Here is a 17,829-nt window from a genome sequence, read left to right on the forward strand (position 1 = left end):
ACGTCGTCCATAAGTAGACAGCGATGAACGAAGCACCGAGCGGGCGCCGCGAGCGCAAGCGCCAGCAGACCGCCGACGCCATCGTGCAGGCGGCACGCGAGCTGTTCGCCGAGCAGGGCTACGCCGCGACCACGATGGAGCAGATCGCCGCGCGCGCCGACGTCGCCAAGGGCACGCTGTACGCCCACTTCCCGGTGAAGGAGGCGATCCTCGGCGACTACATGCGCGCCGAGCTGCGCGCCGGCGAGGCGCAGCTCGCCCCGCGGCTCGCCGCCGCCGCCGACACCCGCGCGCGCCTCGACACCCTGTTCGCCTGCGCCGCGGCGTGGCTGGAGCCGCACCGCGAGCTGCTCGGCCCGCACATCGCCTACCGCCTCGGCCACCTGCGCATCGACGCCCCCGACCCGGCGCAGCGCAGCGGGCTCGACGCGATCATCGGCCGCATCCTCGGCGCCGGCCAGGCCGCCGGCGAGGTCCGTGGCGACATCGCCGTGCCGGTGCTGGCCGCGCAGCTCGAATTCGCCTACCTGTCGGTGCTGCTGCGCTGGCTCGCCGCGCCGCCGGGCTTCGACCTGCCGGCGGCGCTCACCGAGATGCTCAGCCTGTTCCTCGACGGCGCGGGGGTGCGCGATGAGCGCTGACGCCCTCGCCGTGCTCGACTGGCCCGACGCCTTCGCCGCCGGCCCGGCGCGGGTCGGCGGCAAGGGCTGGAACCTCGCCCGCCTGGCCCGCTACGGCCTGCCGGTGGCGGACGGCGGCGTGCTGCCGGTGGCCGCGCACGCCGCCTGGCTCGCCGACGCCGCGTGGCACGCCGAGCTCGATGCGCTCGAAGCCGCCGGGCCCGACGCGGCGACGCTCGACGCCGTGCGCGCGCGCATCCTCGAGACACCGGCGCCGCCGGCGGTACGCGCTGCGGTCGACGCCTTCCTCGCCGCCGCCGGCCTCGCCGAGGTGCCGCTCGCGGTGCGCTCGTCGGCGGTGGCCGAGGACTCGGCGCGCGCCTCCTTCGCCGGCGTGCACGCGTCGCGGCTCAACGTGCGCGGCGCCGCCGCGGTGCTCGACGCCATCGCCGCGGTGTACGCGTCGCTGTGGACGCCGCAGGCGCTCGCCTACCGCCGCCGCTTCGGCCTCACCCACCGCGCCACCGCGCTCGCGGTGGTGCTGATGCCGCTGCTGCCGGCACAGGCCGCAGGCGTGGCCTTCTCCTGCGACCCGCACCGCGGACGCTTCGACACCGTGGTCATCAACGCTGCCCGCGGCCTCGGCGAGGCGCTGGTCGGCGGCCGCGTCGAGCCCGACACCTACGTGCTCACCCGCGCCTGGGCCGACGCCGCACCCGCGCTCGCCACCTGCCGCCGCGGCGAACCGGCGCGGCGCTGCGTGCCGGCGCCCGGCGGCGGCACCGAACTGGTCGCCGACCCCGCCGCCGACGGCCCGGTGCTGCCCGAGGCGGCGGCGCTGGAACTGGCGCGGCTGGCGTGGGACGTCGCCGACGCACTCGGCTTCGACCGGCCGGCGCAGGACATCGAATGGGTGTGGGACGGCCAGGCGTTCCGGCTCGTGCAGGCGCGCCCGGTCACCGCGCTGCCGGCCGACGCGCCGGCGGCCCTCGCCGGGCAGGCCGTCGCCTGGTCGAACGGCAATTTCCGCGACGCCATCCCGATGGTGCAGACCCCGCTCAACTGGAGCCTCACCGAGCCGATGATCCAGCGCGTGATGCACACGCCGTTCGCGCTCGCCGGCTACCCGCTGCCGCACGGCCGGCCGTTCGCGCGCCTGCACGCCGGGCGCGCCTACCTCGCGGTGACGCGCCTGCAGTGGGACTACCACGACGCCCTCGGCTTCCCGCCAGAGCGGCTGAACGCGCTGACCGGCGGCCACCAGCCGACGATCACGCTGCCCGCGCACACGCCCTGGCGCACGCGCGGGCAGCGGCTGTGGCGCAACCTGCGCCTCGGGCAGGCGCTGCAGCGCCTGCGCCGCGGCGCCGAGGGCCACCTCGCCGCGGTGATCGCGCGCGCCGCGCACTACCGCGACATCGACTGGGCGGCGCTGGACGACGCCACCCTGCTCGCGCGGCTCGCGGCACTGCGCGCCGAGGCCGCCGGCGACACCCGCGTGCAGCTGCTGCTCGGCAGCGGCGGGGCGACGCTGTTCGTGCTCGCCGGGCTGCTCGAACGCCGCCTGCCCGGCCGCGGCGATGCGCTGGCCGCGGCGCTGCTCGCCGGCCAGGGCACGATCACCAGCGCCGAGCACGGCTACCGCCTGGAGGCGCTGGCGGCGCGGGCCACCGACGATGCCGCCGCCCGCGCGTTCTTCGCCGCCGAGCCCTTCGTGCCCGCCGCCTGGCGCGAACTGCCGGCCGACTCGACGTTCCGCCGCGACTTCGCCGCCTTCCTCGACGCCTACGGCCACCGCAGCGTGTACGAGGTCGACCTGCGCACGCCGCGCTGGCGCGAGGACCCCGGCTACCTGCTCGACCTGATCCGCGCCCGCCTCGGCCACACCGACGGCACGCCGCCCGCCGCGCGCCAGCAGGCGCTCGCCGCGCGCGCCTGGGCCGAGCTCGGCACGCGCGTGCCGCGCTGGCTGCACCCGCTGCTGCGCCGCCTGGTCGCGCAGGCCGCGCGCGAGGCCGCGCAGCGCGAACTCGCCAAGTCGGCGCTGGTCGCCTGGCTCGAACCGCTGCGGGCGGTCGCGCGCACGCTGGCCCAGCGCCTCGCCGCGCGCGGCGTGCTCGCCGACGCCGACGACGTGCACTTCTGCACCTGGCGCGAACTCGAACGCGCGCTCGGCGGTGACCGCGGCGCCGCGGGGCTCGCCGCGCTGGCCGCCGACCGCCGCGCGCAGCACGCCGCGTGGGAGGCGCAGACGGCGCCCGACCTGTGGCTCGACGACGCGCCGCGCAACGCCGTCGCGCCCGAGGCACACGACGCCGCCTGCCTGCGCGGGCTGGGGGCGGCGGCCGGCAGCGCGCGCGGCCCGGCGCGGCGGGTGCCGCACCCCGACGCCGGCGTGCGGCTGGCCGCCGGCGAGGTGCTGGTGGCGCCGTCGACCGACCCGGCATGGACGCCGCTGTTCCTGCGCGCCGCGGCGCTGGTGATGGAGACCGGCGGCTTCCTGTCGCACGGCGCGATCGTCGCGCGCGAGTTCGGCGTGCCGGCGGTGGTCAACGTCCCCGGCGCGCTCGCGCGGCTGCAGGACGGGCAGATGCTGGAGGTCGACGGCGACGCCGGCGAGGTGCGGCGGCTGCAGGCGGCGGACACCGCCTGAAGCGGGGGGTATCCGCGGGGCCCGTGCGACCGCGGAGAAGCGGCGTGATGCCGCGAGGATGCGCCGCGGGTGGCCGTCGTCCGCACAGGCACCCGCGGGTGCGGGCCGGGGGCGACCGGTCGGCGGCCCCCGGCGCCGGGCTGTCGCCACGGCCTAGGCGAACGCCTCCGCCTGCGCGACCGGGTCCTCGCGGACGATCACGGTGTCCGCGACCGGCACGATCTCGTCGGCGGACATGCCGACGCGGCGGGCGTGCTCGCGAATGGCCGCCGCATCGGTGGCCTGGTAGATGCACACCGTCCCCAGGCGGCCGTCGACCTCGTGCACCACGTAGGAGCGGATCCAGCGCACCTGGTCGGGCATCTCCTCGTTGCCCACCCGCGCGGACACGCCCGCGGTGATGCCCAGCTCGTCGACATCCTTCCAGTTGCTGCGGCGACGAATGACGAAGGTTTTCATGATCGGACTCCTCGGTTCAGGATGGGCAGTGGCCGGCGCCGGCGGCGCCCGCCGTCCTCGACCTCGACCTCGATCTCGATCGGGCCCGCGGACGACCACAGCCTGCGCCGGCACCGGGCTCCGAATCCTTTCCGCAGCCTGATCAAGTTCTTATCATTGCCCCGAAATCCTTCCGGCCGAGTGCTGCCCCGACCCGCCCATGACAGCAGGCATCCATCGCTTCGCGGCTTTCGAACTCGACCGGGACGGCCGCGCCCTGCGCCTCGACGGCCGGGAAATCCCGCTGCAGCCGCGCGTGTTCGACCTGCTGCTCTACCTCGTGGAGAACCGGGAGCGGGTGGTGAGCAAGGAGGAACTCCTCGACACCCTGTGGCCGGGGGTGATCGTCACCGAGGGCTCCCTGCAGCGGGCGGTCAGCCTGGCGCGCGCCGCGCTGCAGCAGGGCGGGCTGGGCGAGGCCCTCCGCAACTACGCGCGACGCGGCTACCGCTTCCTCGTCGACGAGCCGCCGCCGGCCACCGCGGCCGATGCGCAGGACGGCGACGCCCTCGCCGAGGCGGAATGCGCCTTCGCGGCCGGCCGGTGGCGGGCGGCGATGGCAGCGTTCGCCAGCGCCGACCGCGCAACGCCGCTCAGCGCCGAATGCCTCGAGCGCTGGGCCGCCGCCGCGCAATGCGCGGGCGAGCTCGCCGCCGCCGCCCCGCCCCTGGAGCGTGCGGCCGTCGCCTACTCCAGCCGCAGCGAACCCGAGGCGGCCGCCCGCGTCACCATCGGCCTCGCGCGCATCCAGATCGAATCCCTCGACGTCGCCGTGACCCAGGGCTGCCTGCGCCGCGCCCGCCGCCTGCTCAGCGGCCTGCCGCGCGGCGCGCAGCACGGCTTCCTCGCCTGGATGAGCGCCCGCCTGCACCTCTACAACGGCGACCTCGCCGAGGCGATCCGCTGCGCCATCGAGGCGCGCGACATCGGCCGCGAGCTGCAGAACGCGGACATCGAGTCCATGGGGCTGCTGATCTGGGGCATCGGGCTGCAGGCGCGCGGCGACACCCCCGCCGGCATGGCCCTGCAGGACGAGGCCGCGGCCGCGGTGCTGGCCGGCGACGTCTCGCCGCTGGTCGGCGGCATCGTCTACTGCGGCGTGATTTCCAGCTGCTGCAACAGCGAAGACTGGCGGCGCGCCGAGCAGTGGACGGACAGCTTCACCCGCTGGTGCGAGCGCTGCCACATCGACACCTTCGCCGGCGCCTGCCTGATCCACCGCGCGGAGGTCTTCGCGATGTCCGGCCGCCTGGCGCTGGCCCACGACGCCATCGCCCGCGCCGACCCGCTGATCCGCGCCGGCGCCCCCTGGGCCCTCGGCGACGCCTACCGCCTGCTCGGCGACGTGCTGTTCGCCCGCGGCGAGGAGGACGCGGCGGAACAGAGCTACCTGCACGCCTACCAGCACGGCTGGGACCCGTATCCCGGCTACGCCATCCTCCTGCACCAGCGCGGCCGCAGCGACGAGGCGGTGCGGGGCCTGAAACGCGCCGCGACGCTGACCAACTGGGTGGCCGGCGAGCGCAGAGGCCGCTACCTCGCCCACGCCTGCCAGATCGCGAGCCTGGCAGGGGCGCTCGACGAGGCCCGGGCGCTGCTGGAGGCCCTCGACCGCGCGCCCGCGATGTGGGCCTCCGGCGCCGCGGCCGCCCAGGTGGACCGCGCCCGCGCCGAACTCGCGTGGGCGACAGCCGAGCAGGACGAAGCGCTGCGCCTGTTCGCCCGCGCCGCCGACGTCCTCCGCCACCAGCGCGCCGTCATGGACGCGGCACTGCTGCGCCTGCGCCTGGCGGAAGCCCTCGCCGCGTGCGGCGAACACGGCGCGGCAGCGATGGAACTCGCCGCCGCCGAAGCCGTATTCGAATCCGCCGGCGCCGGCGGCTACCTGTCGCGCTGCCGGGCACTGCGGGCGGCGGTGAGCGGGGGCGGCGGGTAAAAACGCGCGGCCTGCAGGCGCAGGCCGTCATCGGGCAGCACCGCGAAGCGTCCCACATTCCAGCCCGGCAATGTCGATTGCTTATTCCGGCCGACAGCGTTCAGCCGGTGCCATCCGTTCCCAATGGAAGTTCGTTCAATTCCGATCTGGCTTCTCGCCAAGCGGGGTAGAACCGATCCAGCAAGGCGATGAAGCGCTCATTGTGCGTGGGCTCGATCAGATGAATCATCTCGTGCACGATCACGTATTCGAGCAGGTCGCGAGGCTTCTTGACCAGTTCCGTATTGAGCCGGATATGGGCGCGGTCATGGTTGCAACTGCCCCACTTGGTCTTCATGCGCTGGAGAAAATAACCCGCGACCTCGACACCGATCCGGGATTCCCAATGGCCGATCAACGGCGGAATGACCTGGTGCAGCAAGGAGCGCTGCCAACCTTGGTAAATGGCCGCGCGCTTCGCCGCATCGGTCCCGGGGCGGACACTGAAGGTAATGCGCCGATGATCCATCTTGATGAACGGCGGAACATCCTGCTGTACCACGTTGAGCAGATAGCGCCTGCCCCAGATGTAATGGCTTTCCCGCGTTACGAACTGACGGGGCGTTTCACGCGCCTGACCCAGCAACTGGGCTTGCTGCCGGCGAATCCAGCCGAGCTTGGAAATGGCATATGCGCGCACGACTTCCAGTCGCGTACCGTTCGGCGCGACGAGGGTGACGTTACCCTCGGGGGGATGCACCGACAGGTGGACATGCTTGACCGCCTTGAAAGTGACGGCGATGTCCAGCCCCCCCAGTTGTATGCGCGTATGGATCATCGGTAGCCGGGCTGATTCTTGAGAAGTTCGAAGAGCTTGAGCGTGGCCTCACGGTTCTTTCCGACCAATGGGTACAGAAAATTCTGCACCGTGCGCTCCTTGGCCTCGTCTCCCCGCCATCCGGCCGGTGCGTGTTCGTGCATGGCGCGATCAATTTTCAGGGCGAGCGATGCGACGCTGTCATCGTAGTCGGCCTGTGATTCCTTCACGCTATCCACCACTGGGGCTCCGGCAAGGATCTCCGGCAGCTTGCGATAGATGACCAAGGCAGCAGGGTTGCCACACAGGATGGTGGGCTCATCACTGTCGGACTGCTTTTCGTGCAGCTTCCTCACCAGGGCTTCCGCATCGCGCAGGAATTTTTCGTAGGCTTCGGCATCCTCGCGACTCTGCTTGATCAGATCGTCCAGCAGCTTGGACATCTGTTCATAAAAGCGCGGATCGGTCAGGCGATCACGAATGATGGTCTTGCGGACATTGTTGATGATGGTTTCCGCAATCGCGTTCTTCGACAGCCTGCCCTTCTCGTTGAGCTTGCGGGCAATGGCGTCGTGGATGCCGGTCATGATGATCAGGTCGGTCAGCGACATCCCGTCCAGTTCGCCCAGTGCCTCTGCCGGTTCCGCCTGGATGTAGGTGTTGATGAGGTGGCGCATGTCCGCCTCGTAGGGCTTGATGTCCAGTTCTTCGCCGCTGTAGTGCTTGATCGCGGATCGCACTTCGGCATGGAACTCGATCTCCCGCTGCAAGATGGCGGCTTCGTCATCCGAGTATCCAGCTGCAGACAAATCCTGGGCGATGGCGGCGAAAGCGCGGATATAGGTCGCCACTGCCTTGTAGAAGGCGATGCGCAGTGCTTCGGTGGCATCGAGCGCTTCCGGGTTGCCCGCATGACCGCAGAAATAATGGATGAACTGCTCCAGTTCGCGCGGCTGCTCCACCGGCTCGCACAGGTAATGCAATGCCTCGCGGGCTTCATCCAGTTTCTTGCGGCCTTCGGCCAGCCAGTTCTTCAAATTGACATTGTTGTCGCCACCATTGCCCTGGTCGATGTCCAGCTCGTCGGAACTGTACACGGCAATGGCCTGCTGGACGTCGCCGAACAATTCCTTGTAGTCGACGATGTGGCCATAGTCCTTGTCATCCCCGTCCAGGCGGTTGGTGCGGCAGATGGCCTGAAACAGGTTGTGGTCGCGCAGTTCGTTATCCAGGTAGATATAGGTGCAACTGGGCGCATCGAAACCGGTGAGCAGCTTGCTGACCACGATCAGCAACTTCAGGTTGGCCGGCTCTTCGATGAAACGGCGTTTGCCTTCGTCCTCGTACTGCTTGGTCGTACGGCCATTACGCAGCACGTAATCCTTGTAGGTGTCGTACTTGTAGCGCTCGTCGCTGTCCCTGGGTGCGCGCGAAATGGCGTTATGGTTGGGTTCGTAGGAGGTGACGATGCCGCAGTGACGCCCGAAGGACGTGTTCTGGAACAGCCGGTAGTAATGGCAGGCATCGTAGATGGAGGCCGCCACCAGGATGGCCGTGCCGCGATCGTTGTTCAGGCGTGGCTTGAGGCTGAAGTCCTCGATGATGTCGGCAATGATGCGCTGCTTGCGCTCGCCGGCGCTCATCAGTTCTTCCATCGTTGCCCAACGCTTGCGCAGCAGAGCCTTCTGGAAGTTGTTGAGGCCACGTGTCTTCTTCTCGAACCAGGCGTCGATGGCCTGCGGCGAGGTCAGCCGCTGCGGCACGTCGCGGGCCTCGTACTTGAGGTCCAGCACCACGTGGTCGGCCACGGCCTCGTGGAATTTGTAGGTGTGGATGTAGGTGCCGAACACGTCCCGGGTGGTCTGCCGATCCTTGCGCAGCAGAGGCGTGCCGGTGAAGCCGATGAAGATGGCGCCATGGAGCCAGCGCTTCATCTGCTTGTTCATGTTGCCGCCCTGGGTGCGATGGCATTCATCCACGAACACGTAGAAGCGCCCGTGGATGGATGGTGGTTCACCCTTCAGGTCAGCGGCGTCGAATTTGTGGATCAGCGCACACAGCAGGCGCGGCGCGGTCTCCCTCAGTTTCTGCACGAATTCCGCGCGCGAGGTGATGCGCGGCGAAGGCGACTCCGCACCGATCACCCCGGCATTGCGCATCACGCCTTCGATCTGCTTGTCCAGTTCGTCGCGGTCGGTCACCACCAGCACCCGCGCCTGCGGGTCGTGTTCCAGCAGCCACTTGGCCAGCAGCACCATCAGGATGCTCTTGCCGCTGCCCTGGGTGTGCCAGATCACGCCCCCCTCGCGCTGCCGGATGCGCTCCTGGGCCGCCTTGATGCCAAGGTATTGATGCGGCCGTGGCACCTTCTTCTGCCCGGCATCGAAGATCACGAAATTACGGGCCAGATCGAGCAACCGATCCTGCCGGCACATCTGCGCCAGCGGCCGATCCAGCAGCGTGCCAGCCACGCCGGTGGCGGCCGCCTCGGGAGATTCATCCTTCCACTGCACGAAGAACTGCTCCGGCGTGCCGGTCGTCCCGTAGCGCAGCCCCTGCGCATCGCTACCCGCCAGTAGCAACTGCACCGTGCTGAAGAAGCCCTGGTTGAAGATCGGCTCCTGGTTGCTGATCAACTGGCGAACGCCATCGCCTATTTCCACCGAACTGCGCTTGAGTTCGATCACCGCCACCGCCAGGCCGTTGAGGTAGAGCACGATGTCCGGCCGGCGCACGTGCTCTCCCTTCAGCGTCACCTCTTCGGCCAGCGCGAAGTGGTTGCGCTCCGGATGATCCCAGTCGATCAGTTGCACCGTTTCATGCGACTGGCCCATAGCCACCTGCACCGGCACGCCGTAGCGCAGCAACTGGTAGGTGCGCAGACTGGCCTGATACGGGGTGATGCCCGTGACATCTGCCGCCGTTTCCAGCTTCTGCAAGGCAGCGCCGATGTGGGCGGGCGAATAGCCGCGCGCGGCCAGATTGGCGCGCAGCAGTTCGGTCTCGATGGCGCGGTTGTCGTCGCGTTTGCCCCAGTTGCCGAGATAGTCGTAGCCAAGGCCGCTTTCTTCCAGAGGGGCGGAAAAGAGCCGGACCACGCGGTTCTGGGTATTGCGCTCGGAACGGGGAATGGAAGGGGTCATGGTGTCGGCGGCTCCTTGCGCAGGGATTGCAGCATCGCGTGTCCAGCGTCGGTCAGGCGGTATTTCTGCAAACGGCTGTTAGGCTTGCCGGGCAATGTGTACTCGATCAGGCCCTGTGCAAGCGCCGGTTCGATGTAGCGTTCGCGCACATGTGTGCGGTCCTTGAGTTGCAGGTGCCCGCGGATTTCCACATTGCCCAATTCGCCAGTTTCCGCGAGCAGCATCAGCAGGGCTGCGACTGGTGGGGTGACTGGTGGAGTGACTGGTGGGGTGACTTGGCCGGCGGCCTTCTGCCATTCCACCTCCGGCCGCTGGACCACGGCGCTGAACTGGTTGCCTGACACATCATCGACGAATTCGATCCGGGGCCACTCCTTCAACGCACGCGGCACACCGCTGCCCAGCCCACGATAAGGCAGCACCTTCGAGGCATGTTCCGTCAACGTCGGGTTGCGGCGGTTGGTCTTGCCCTCGCGGATGTCCTCCACGCTCCTGTTCGATCTCGCGCTCCTGCGCTTCCCCCGCCAAGCCCAGAAAGTTGAAGCGGTAGGGATCTTTCAGGGATTCCCGCGCTAGGTCGGACTGTGGCGCCGGCAGACGCTGGTCGAAATTGGTGACGGCCTTGCTCGTACGCGCCAGCAGGCGGGTTTCGATGCGGATGCTCAGCACATTGCGCGACCAGCCATGCTCTAGTGCGGCGCGGGCGTAGGCCAAGTGCTCGGCGGGCTATTTTAGCCGATCCAACAGCACCAAATTGTGGCCCCAGGGCAATTGTGCAGCAGGTTGCTGCACAATCGACTCGTCGGGCCAGGCCTCGGCGAAGGCACGCATGTACTTGAAATTGCTTGGGGAAAAGCCCTTCATGTCCGGAAAGACCGCGCGCAGATCGTGCGCCAGCCGCTCGATCACCTTCGCACCCCAGCCCTGCTCAGCCTGCCGTGCCAGGATGTCGCAGCCGATCTGCCGGTACAGCCCCACCAGTTCCCGATTGATTGCCAGCGCGACGCGCTGCTGTGCTATGTGGATGCGGCCCTTAAGTTCGGCCAACCAGTTTTTTACGTCCTGATGAAGTTCGGTCATGCGCCTTACCCCAAATCAATCCACTTGAGCACTTGACTGTGCATTTGCTACCCCATCACCTTGTTCCAGTCTATCGGGTAGTCCGCAGCCTTCAGTTCCTTGGCAAGTTCTGTTTTCCAGCCGTTGTTATCGTCCATTACCGACCAGACGACACCAGCAAAGTCACTGGGGATCTCAAGCCTTCCCTTCTTCAATGCACAAACGTTCCCCCGACCTAGCTTGGCAATAAAATAACCAAGCTCCAGCAGCACGTTCTGACGGGCACGAGGTTCCAAACTGTCTCCCCCAACAGAACGCCCCTCGTCATCCGGCGTAAGCAGGACAACGGCGAAGCCAACATCCGAGTTCGCCACGATCTTCTCGATGATAGTGCGGCCTTGGTTGGCCTGTTCATGCAGAATCACCACATCAATGCCGATTTTTTCAAGGAAACGCGCAACCGATTCGCGTGCAGCAACATCGTGACCATGCACGATGAAAACCTTGTTAGACTTGGGCGGCGCCAAAAGCTGTACAGTTGTGCTCCCGTTGGCTCTGACATAAGCCTTGAAATCTCTCACGAACGGAATAATCAACTGCCCCGTCATGGTCTGAATGCCGCTGATGACCTTCTTTCCGGAGTAGTAAAAGTCGTGCGATAAGTTGATTGCCCTTTGCGGGTCTTCCGCCAAGTGCTTCACCAGAAGCAATTGCATCCCCAACTGTTTCTTCGGATCGTCCGGCCATTGCAGAACGCTGCTGCCAACAAGGCTACCACCGGTTTTTCTGCCATCCTCAATGAACTGTTCAAGGTTCAGACCGGCAGTTAGACCTTCGTTGATCTGGAACAAGTCTGGGTGATTTAGCAGTTGACCTAACCTTCTGAGTGAACGCCCGTAGGTCTGGAGCGTTGCGCCCTGAAGGTCGAGCACCGCCGAATTGATCTGATCAAACAAATCCAGTGCTGTCATTTTTCGTCACTTTCAAGTCGTGCTGCCGCAGCGCGCTCAATGATGGCTTCGCGGAATTGCTCCTTCATCCCGTCAACCATCTGTGCAACCAGCGGATCGTCGACCCAAGGCGAGACTTTGGCCTCAAGCGTGGCGTTGGCTTGCTGGATGGCCGCTTCGATGCTGGCCGGGTCATTGGGGTCGAAGTTCACCGTCCCCAGTTCACCATCGAATTCTTCGAGGGCTTGCTGTGCTTGTTCAAGCTGTCTCGTCAGTTTGTCCAGACCGTCGATCTTGAACATCTCGATTCTCCTGTGGTGATCCCAATGAGTGAAATACCTACACCAACCGCGTCCGGCCAGTCAGTAATTCCTGCATCATGGCCTGCTTGAGGGCGCTGGTCTTGGTGCGGCGGATTTCGAGGGTGGTGATTTCGGCGTCCATGTCACTGAGGATAGTCGCAATGGCAGTTTGCTCCGAAGTATCAGGCAAATAAACCTCGATGCTGGATAACGCATTTGCGCTGATATGAACAACAGCATCACCTTGTCCCAAACTGGACTTTTGTCTTGTCACAGCAGGCGTGTTACAGCAATAGCCCATAAAAACTGAATTCACTCCAATCGGCCGAAGAATCACAACATCCCCACCTGCATACGCCTCAATTTCATCAACAAAGGCAGCACATTTACCAATTTCTTCCTTCGTTTCTCCAGAACCCGCGAATAGGATGTCTCCCTTTTTGATTCTGATAGCGGACTCCGCAACTTCTCTTGAAATGTATGAGTTGAATAACCTGATGATGTCATCATGGTGCGTGTAAAGTTCGCCATAACGTACGCAAGGCAGAACTCCGCTTTGTGCTTCATCCTTACGTATGCCAGTACCCTTCAGAAATATTCCAAGCTCCCCCAACCGCTTCACCTCCCACTCCCCACTGAACCCCGGCAGGCGGGTTTGGCCGGTGAGGAGTTGCTGCATGGTGGCCTGTTTGATGGCGCGCTTTTTGGCGATCAGGCGATCCAGGCCGTCCAGCAGTGCGTCCATGTCGCTGAGGGCGGTGGTGATGGCATGTTGTTCATCAAGAGTCGGAGGCAGCGGGATTACAAAATTTCGAATCCTTGTCAGTGCTAATTTCGGCTGTGCACCAATAGTTTGAGTCGAATTTATAACATCCTGCACGACCGGAGACATCAACACATAAAGTAAGTAGTCTCTATCGCACTTTATTTCACTAATTCGGTTGGCATTTTCCGTAAGGTTCGCACCATCAAGTTTCACAGGTATCTTTCCGACGATACCCAGGCTCCCTGCAACGGAGATGAATAAATCTTCCTTAAAAATCCGATATCGACTTATGGCAGGATAAGCCTCGACAGGAACATATTTGATATCTTCTGTAACTAGTCCGCCAGGGCGCATATCCGTAACACGAATATACGGATATGGAGTCACCTTCTCTCCCACCAAGTAGCCAAGCGGTAATCTCTTTCCACTCGTCACGGCGGCAATAGAGTCGAGGGACTTAGCTTTCCAATCCACCGGAATTACCCCCACCTCCGTCTGCTTGTATCCTGGCCTTACCTCCATACCGCCCCCATCTTCTTCAGGTGCTCCTCCACCTTCGCGCTCAGGGCGGCAACGTCCGCTTCCAGCCGGGGCAGCGGTGTTTCATAGCGCTCCGCCAGTTCGCGGATGCGATTGGCCAGCGTCTGTGATACACGCTCCAGTTCCTGCTGTACGTCCTGTTGCAGCCGGGCCATCCATTTGTCGTCCACCACCAGGGTTTTCACCTCGGCCTCGGTCAGCTTCGGGTATTGCTCCAAGGCTTTCCGGTCGAGTCCGGCATCGAGCGCCTTGACCGCCTTCTTCAATGCGGCCTCCTCGGTACTGAGTTTGAACCATTGCTTGAGCACGGCCCGTTCCTCGGCGCTATCCGCGTCGTTGCCGATTTCGGCGATGCGGTCCTTCACCTGCGCGGCATTGATTTTGTCGAAGCCGGAGAAAACACCCTCCTCGCCGCCGTGCTCTTCCTCCAGTTCGGCAATCTGGCTGGTGAGGCTTTCCAGTTCGGCCTGCCTGACTTCCAGTTCGGCCTGCTCGGCGGCGAAGTAGCGGGCAACGATAGCGGGCTTGGACAGCAGGTCGCAGGTCCAGCCCTTGTCGCGGGTCTTGCCCTTCTTGTCGGTCTCCAGAATACGCCGGGGCAGCGCCACCCAGCCGTCGGCAGTAATCAGGTACGCGTCGTCCTGCATCGTCTCGGCCCAGTAGTCCATCAGGTGCTGGTAGACGTCATAAGGATCGAGCAGGGGCGCGGCCTGGAAAGTGGCGAGCAGGGTTTCGGAGACGGTCTCGATCAGCGCCTTGGGGTGGTCGCCCGGCTGGATGCCGGTGAGCAGCGGGGTGATGGCTTGCCGCCATTTGTCGAACAGAGTTTCCACCTTGGCGCGGAAGCGCTGGAATTCCGGGTGCGCGAGGATGGTCTGGCGAATCTCGGCCACCGGTACGTTCAATTGGGCGTAGCCGTGGCGAACCCTCACCCCCGGCCCCTCTCCCAGGGGGAGAGGGGAGAAAAGCGCGTGGCGCAGGCCGGGCATTTCCTGCCAGTCGGCGGCAAAGGCATCGATGTCGCGCTCGGGGATGCCGCCGTTCAGATGGGCATCGATGTCGTGCAGGTCTTCCGGCTCGCTCGCGTCGATGTAGCGCGGCAGGTTGAGGTTGTAGTCGTTCTTCGCGTCGGCGATTTCGTCCAGCGACACCCTGCGGGCGTAGCGCGGCACCTCCACGCCTCGGCGGAAGGTATCGACGATGCGGTGGATGTCCTGCTCGCGCAGGCGGTTCTTGGGGCCGTCCTTGATGAAGCCCTTGCTGGCATCGATCATGAAAATGCCCTGGCGGGCGCTGGCGTTTTCCTTGTCGAGCACCAGGATGCAGGCGGGGATGCCAGTGCCGTAGAACAGGTTGGCCGGCAGCCCGATGATGCCCTTGAGGATGCCGGAGCACACCAGTTGCCGGCGGATGGTGGCCTCCGCATTGCCACGGAACAACACGCCGTGCGGCAGGATGATGGCGCCCTTGCCGGTGGTGGCCTTCATGCTGCGGATGACGTGCAGCAGATAGGCATAGTCGCCCTGCTTGGCCGGCGGCTCACCCCAGGTGAAACGCTGGTAGGGGTCCCTGGCCGAATCCAGACCAGTCGACCACTTCTTGTCCGAGAACGGCGGATTGGCGACCACGTAGTCGTAGCTGCGCAGTTGTTCGCCATCCTTGAACTTGGGATTGACCAGCGTGTCGCCGGTCATGATGGTCGCGGTGGGGAAACCGTGCAGGATCATGTTCATCCGCGCCAGGCCCGCGGTGGTCACGTCCTTTTCCTGCCCTTCCAGCGTGATCTGCTTGCCGGCTTCGGCGGCCACCTTCAGCAACAGCGACCCCGAGCCGCAGGTCGGGTCATAGGCGGTCGTGGAACCCTTGGTGTTCTGCCGCGAAATGCCGATGACCTTGGCAATGATGCGGCTGACTTCGGACGGCGTGTAGAACTGCCCCTTGCTCTTGCCGCTCTCGGTGGCGAAATGCCGCATCAGGTATTCGTAGGCATCGCCGAGCAGGTCGTCGTTTTCGGCGCGGTTCTTCGCAAAGTTCAGTTCGGGCTTCTCGAAGATGGCGATCAGGTTGCCCAGGCGCTCGACCATCGCGGCGCCTTCGCCGAGCTTGTTGGGATCGTTGAAATCGGGGAAGTCGCTGCGCGCCAGCCGGGTGTTGGCTTCGATCAGTTTCTGGATGACCTGGGTGTTGATCCTGTCGCCGATGTCCGGCCTGCCCTTGAGCACCGCCATGTCCTTGAACGAGGCGCCGGGCGGGATGACCACGGGCGGGGCGAAGTCATCGCTGTCGCCGTACTTGTCGCTGATGTACTTGATGAACAGCATGAACAGCACGTAGTCCTTGTACTGGCTGGCGTCCATGCCGCCGCGCAGTTCATCACAGGAAGCCCAGATGGAGCTGTAGAGGTCGGACTTCCTGACCACGCCATTGCGCTGTGCGGCGCGGGGGGCTGTCGCCGCTGCGGCGGTTTCCTGCACCCCTGATGGCACACCTGCTTCCACGCTTGCCTTCAGGTACGGCACCCCTGCCTCGCGTACCTCCAGCGATGCAGGGACTTGTGTGCGTGCGGCATGGGCAGTGGCCAGGGCAACTGAACCACCGCGCCCGCGCCCGGGAACGATCCGGCTGTCATCAAGCAGTTGCTGCCTGATGGCGCCATAGGTGGATTCCTCCCATCCCAGTGCTTCACGCAGCCGCTGGTTGCCTGCGGAGCCCCCCATGGAGGCCAGCGTGTCGATGAAGCGTTCGATCTTCTGTCCGGTGGATGCCACTTAGTTTTCCATCATTGCTGTAGGGTCGGCCTTACGCCTGTCAATAGATCCGTTTCATCTGCCATGTCGGTGTGCCTCCGACTATTCGAGACCACCGCGCCCCGCGCCCCTTACCCATCGGCTCGTTCAAACCCTCGGCCTTCATCGCCCGCAGCGCCATGCCCCGGCTCTCACACCGGAGCAAGTCTCCGCGATCTCCGGGATAGAAAATGACAAGAGGCTTGAGCACTGCCACCGGCGGTGCCGATCGGCCTGCCGCCGATGCGAGGCGGGACGCCCTTCCAGGTAGCGGCGGGACATGGGGCTGCCCCTGAAAAGGCCGGCCAGGAGACCTCCATGGATCGCCATGGAGCCCGCGCTACTTGCCGATGCAGAAGCTCGAAAAGATCGCGCCGAGGAGGTCGTCGCTGGTGAAGGCGCCGGTGATCTCGCCGAGGGCGTGGTGCGCGGCGCGCAGTTCCTCGGCGGCGAGTTCGCCGGCGCGGGCGCGCAGTTGTCCGCCGGCGGCGGCGAGCGCCGTGCGGGCGCGCGCCAGCGCGTCGAGGTGGCGGCGGCGCGCCATGAAGGTGCCTTCGCCGCCGCCCGCGTAGCCGGCGCAGTCGACCAGGTGGTGGCGCAGTGCGTCGAGCCCGGCGCCGGTCTTCAGCGACACGCGCCACTCGGGCGGGTCGGTGCCGGAGATCGCGCCGGGTTCGGCGCCGCTCAGGTCGATCTTGTTGCGCACCAGCGTCAGCGGCGTGCCCGCCGGCAGGCGCGCGCGCAGTTCGCGGTCGGCCGCGGTGACGCCGCTGGCGTCGTCGACCAGCAGCAGGATGCGGTCGGCGCGGGCGATCTCGGCCCAGGCGCGGCGGATGCCTTCGCGCTCGACCGGGTCGTCGGAGTCGCGCAGGCCGGCGGTGTCGATCAGGTGCAGCGGCAGGCCGTCGAGCGCGATGCGTTCGCGCAGCACGTCGCGGGTGGTGCCGGGGATGTCGGTGACGATGGCCGCGTCGGTGCCGGCGAAATGGTTGAGCAGGCTCGACTTGCCGGCGTTCGGGCGCCCGGCGATCACCAGCGTCAGGCCGTCGCGCAGCAGCCGCCCCTGGCCGGCCGCGGCGATCAGCGCGTCGAGCTCGGCGGCGAGGCGGTCGAGGCGCTCGGCCAGCGTGCCGTCGGCGAGGAAGTCGATCTCCTCCTCGGGGAAGTCGATCGCCGCCTCGATCCACACCCGCAGTTCGACCAGGCCCGCCGCCAGCGCCTCGACCCGGCGCGAGAAGGCGCCCTCCAGCGAGGCGAGCGCGGCGCGCGCCGCGGCCGCGCTGGTGGCGGCGATCAGGTCGGCGACGGCCTCGGCCTGGGCGAGATCGAGCTTGCCGTTGAGGAAGGCGCGTTCGGAAAACTCGCCGGGGCGTGCCGGACGGGCGCCGAGTTCGCAGATGCGCGCGAGCAGCAGGTCGAGCACCACCGGCCCGCCGTGCCCGTGGCATTCGAGCACCGCCTCGCCGGTGAAGGAATGCGGCGCCGGGAAGTACAGCGCGAGGCCGTCGTCGAGCGCCGCGCCGGCGGCGTCGCGAAAGCGGCAGCGCCGCGCGTGCCGCGGCTCGGGCAAGCTGCCGCACAGCGCCGCGGCGATCGCCGGCACCGCCGGGCCGGAGGCCCGCACCACGCCGATGCCACCCTGGCCGGGCGGGGTGGCGATGGCGGCGATGGTATCGGGGGCGTCGGGCGATGCCATGGTCGGGCGCGGGCGTCAGGGCCTGAAATGAAAAGGGGCGGGGCCGTCCGGCACCCACCCCTGTCGAAACGATGCGCCGGGTAA

The 17,829-nt window shown here is 66.3% G+C and carries 12 protein-coding genes and 1 pseudogene; 3 read left to right on the top strand and 10 right to left on the bottom strand.

Annotated elements, in window-relative coordinates:
• The first annotated feature begins 23 nt into the window (after positions 1-23).
• Together EV699_RS04320 and EV699_RS04325 are read left to right on the top strand one after the other, a co-directional pair.
• Entirely contained in the window at positions 24-641 is a 618-nt protein-coding gene (locus EV699_RS04320) for a TetR/AcrR family transcriptional regulator (RefSeq protein WP_132539326.1), read from the top strand.
• On the top strand, positions 631-3,273 hold the full coding sequence (locus EV699_RS04325) for a PEP/pyruvate-binding domain-containing protein (protein WP_132539328.1): 2,643 nt from the start codon (positions 631-633) through the stop codon (positions 3,271-3,273). The genes EV699_RS04320 and EV699_RS04325 overlap by 11 nt, the downstream gene beginning before the upstream one ends.
• A 153-nt stretch (positions 3,274-3,426) precedes the next feature.
• On the opposite strand, the gene EV699_RS04330 is transcribed toward EV699_RS04325, so the two are convergent.
• Entirely contained in the window at positions 3,427-3,732 is a 306-nt protein-coding gene (locus tag EV699_RS04330; protein WP_132539330.1) for a nickel-binding protein, read from the bottom strand.
• A gap of 199 nt (positions 3,733-3,931) precedes the next feature.
• On the opposite strand from EV699_RS04330, the gene EV699_RS20075 reads away from it, so the two are divergent.
• Positions 3,932-5,707 (top strand): winged helix-turn-helix domain-containing protein, encoded by a 1,776-nt coding sequence (locus tag EV699_RS20075; RefSeq protein ID WP_132539332.1) that lies wholly within the window; start codon positions 3,932-3,934, stop codon positions 5,705-5,707.
• A 100-nt stretch (positions 5,708-5,807) separates the two neighbouring features.
• Here EV699_RS20075 and EV699_RS04340 read toward each other — a convergent pair whose 3' ends face one another.
• From EV699_RS04340 to mnmE, 9 genes and pseudogenes are all read right to left on the bottom strand, one after another.
• On the bottom strand, positions 5,808-6,521 hold the full coding sequence (locus tag EV699_RS04340; protein WP_424450020.1) for a M48 family metallopeptidase: 714 nt from the start codon (positions 6,519-6,521) through the stop codon (positions 5,808-5,810).
• Positions 6,521-9,646 carry a type I restriction endonuclease subunit R gene (locus EV699_RS04345; protein ID WP_132539336.1) on the bottom strand — a complete coding sequence of 1,042 codons (3,126 nt, stop codon included), beginning with the start codon at positions 9,644-9,646 and terminating at the stop codon, positions 6,521-6,523. The genes EV699_RS04340 and EV699_RS04345 overlap by 1 nt, the downstream gene beginning before the upstream one ends.
• Entirely contained in the window at positions 9,643-10,134 is a 492-nt protein-coding gene (locus tag EV699_RS19855; protein ID WP_243662558.1) for a Fic family protein, read from the bottom strand. The genes EV699_RS04345 and EV699_RS19855 overlap by 4 nt, the downstream gene beginning before the upstream one ends.
• Positions 10,135-10,141: 7 nt before the next feature.
• Positions 10,142-10,726, bottom strand: a pseudogene (locus tag EV699_RS04350) (DUF1016 N-terminal domain-containing protein); the annotation flags it as partial.
• A 47-nt stretch (positions 10,727-10,773) separates the two neighbouring features.
• Positions 10,774-11,676, bottom strand: coding sequence for a TIR domain-containing protein (locus EV699_RS04355; RefSeq protein ID WP_132539338.1), 903 nt, complete (start codon positions 11,674-11,676; stop codon positions 10,774-10,776).
• A complete protein-coding gene (locus EV699_RS04360) occupies positions 11,673-11,957 on the bottom strand; it encodes a hypothetical protein (RefSeq protein ID WP_132539340.1) in 285 nt (94 codons plus the stop codon). Before EV699_RS04360 ends, EV699_RS04355 begins: the two co-directional genes overlap by 4 nt.
• A gap of 37 nt (positions 11,958-11,994) precedes the next feature.
• A complete protein-coding gene (locus tag EV699_RS04365) occupies positions 11,995-13,212 on the bottom strand; it encodes a restriction endonuclease subunit S (RefSeq protein WP_165904029.1) in 1,218 nt (405 codons plus the stop codon).
• Positions 13,213-13,235: 23 nt separating this feature from the next.
• Positions 13,236-15,620 (bottom strand): N-6 DNA methylase, encoded by a 2,385-nt coding sequence (locus tag EV699_RS04370; RefSeq protein ID WP_243662555.1) that lies wholly within the window; start codon positions 15,618-15,620, stop codon positions 13,236-13,238.
• A 769-nt stretch (positions 15,621-16,389) separates the two neighbouring features.
• Positions 16,390-17,745 carry a tRNA uridine-5-carboxymethylaminomethyl(34) synthesis GTPase MnmE gene (mnmE, locus tag EV699_RS04375; RefSeq protein ID WP_132539344.1) on the bottom strand — a complete coding sequence of 452 codons (1,356 nt, stop codon included), beginning with the start codon at positions 17,743-17,745 and terminating at the stop codon, positions 16,390-16,392.
• Positions 17,746-17,829 lie beyond the last annotated feature (84 nt).

The sequence above is a fragment of the Plasticicumulans lactativorans genome, assembly GCF_004341245.1.
GTDB lineage: Bacteria > Pseudomonadota > Gammaproteobacteria > Competibacterales > Competibacteraceae > Plasticicumulans_A > Plasticicumulans_A lactativorans.

Bases quoted from the DNA above. Each gene is read 5' to 3' on its own strand.
- EV699_RS04320 (WP_132539326.1), top strand. From the start codon at position 24: ATGAACGAAGCACCGAGCGGGCGCCGCGAGCGCAAGCGCCAGCAGACC.
- EV699_RS04325 (WP_132539328.1), top strand. From the start codon at position 631: ATGAGCGCTGACGCCCTCGCCGTGCTCGACTGGCCCGACGCCTTCGCC.
- EV699_RS04330 (WP_132539330.1), bottom strand. From the start codon at position 3,732: ATGAAAACCTTCGTCATTCGTCGCCGCAGCAACTGGAAGGATGTCGAC.
- EV699_RS20075 (WP_132539332.1), top strand. From the start codon at position 3,932: ATGACAGCAGGCATCCATCGCTTCGCGGCTTTCGAACTCGACCGGGAC.
- EV699_RS04345 (WP_132539336.1), bottom strand. From the start codon at position 9,646: ATGACCCCTTCCATTCCCCGTTCCGAGCGCAATACCCAGAACCGCGTG.
- EV699_RS04355 (WP_132539338.1), bottom strand. From the start codon at position 11,676: ATGACAGCACTGGATTTGTTTGATCAGATCAATTCGGCGGTGCTCGAC.
- EV699_RS04360 (WP_132539340.1), bottom strand. From the start codon at position 11,957: ATGTTCAAGATCGACGGTCTGGACAAACTGACGAGACAGCTTGAACAA.
- EV699_RS04370 (WP_243662555.1), bottom strand. From the start codon at position 15,620: ATGGACGCCAGCCAGTACAAGGACTACGTGCTGTTCATGCTGTTCATC.
- mnmE (WP_132539344.1), bottom strand. From the start codon at position 17,745: ATGGCATCGCCCGACGCCCCCGATACCATCGCCGCCATCGCCACCCCG.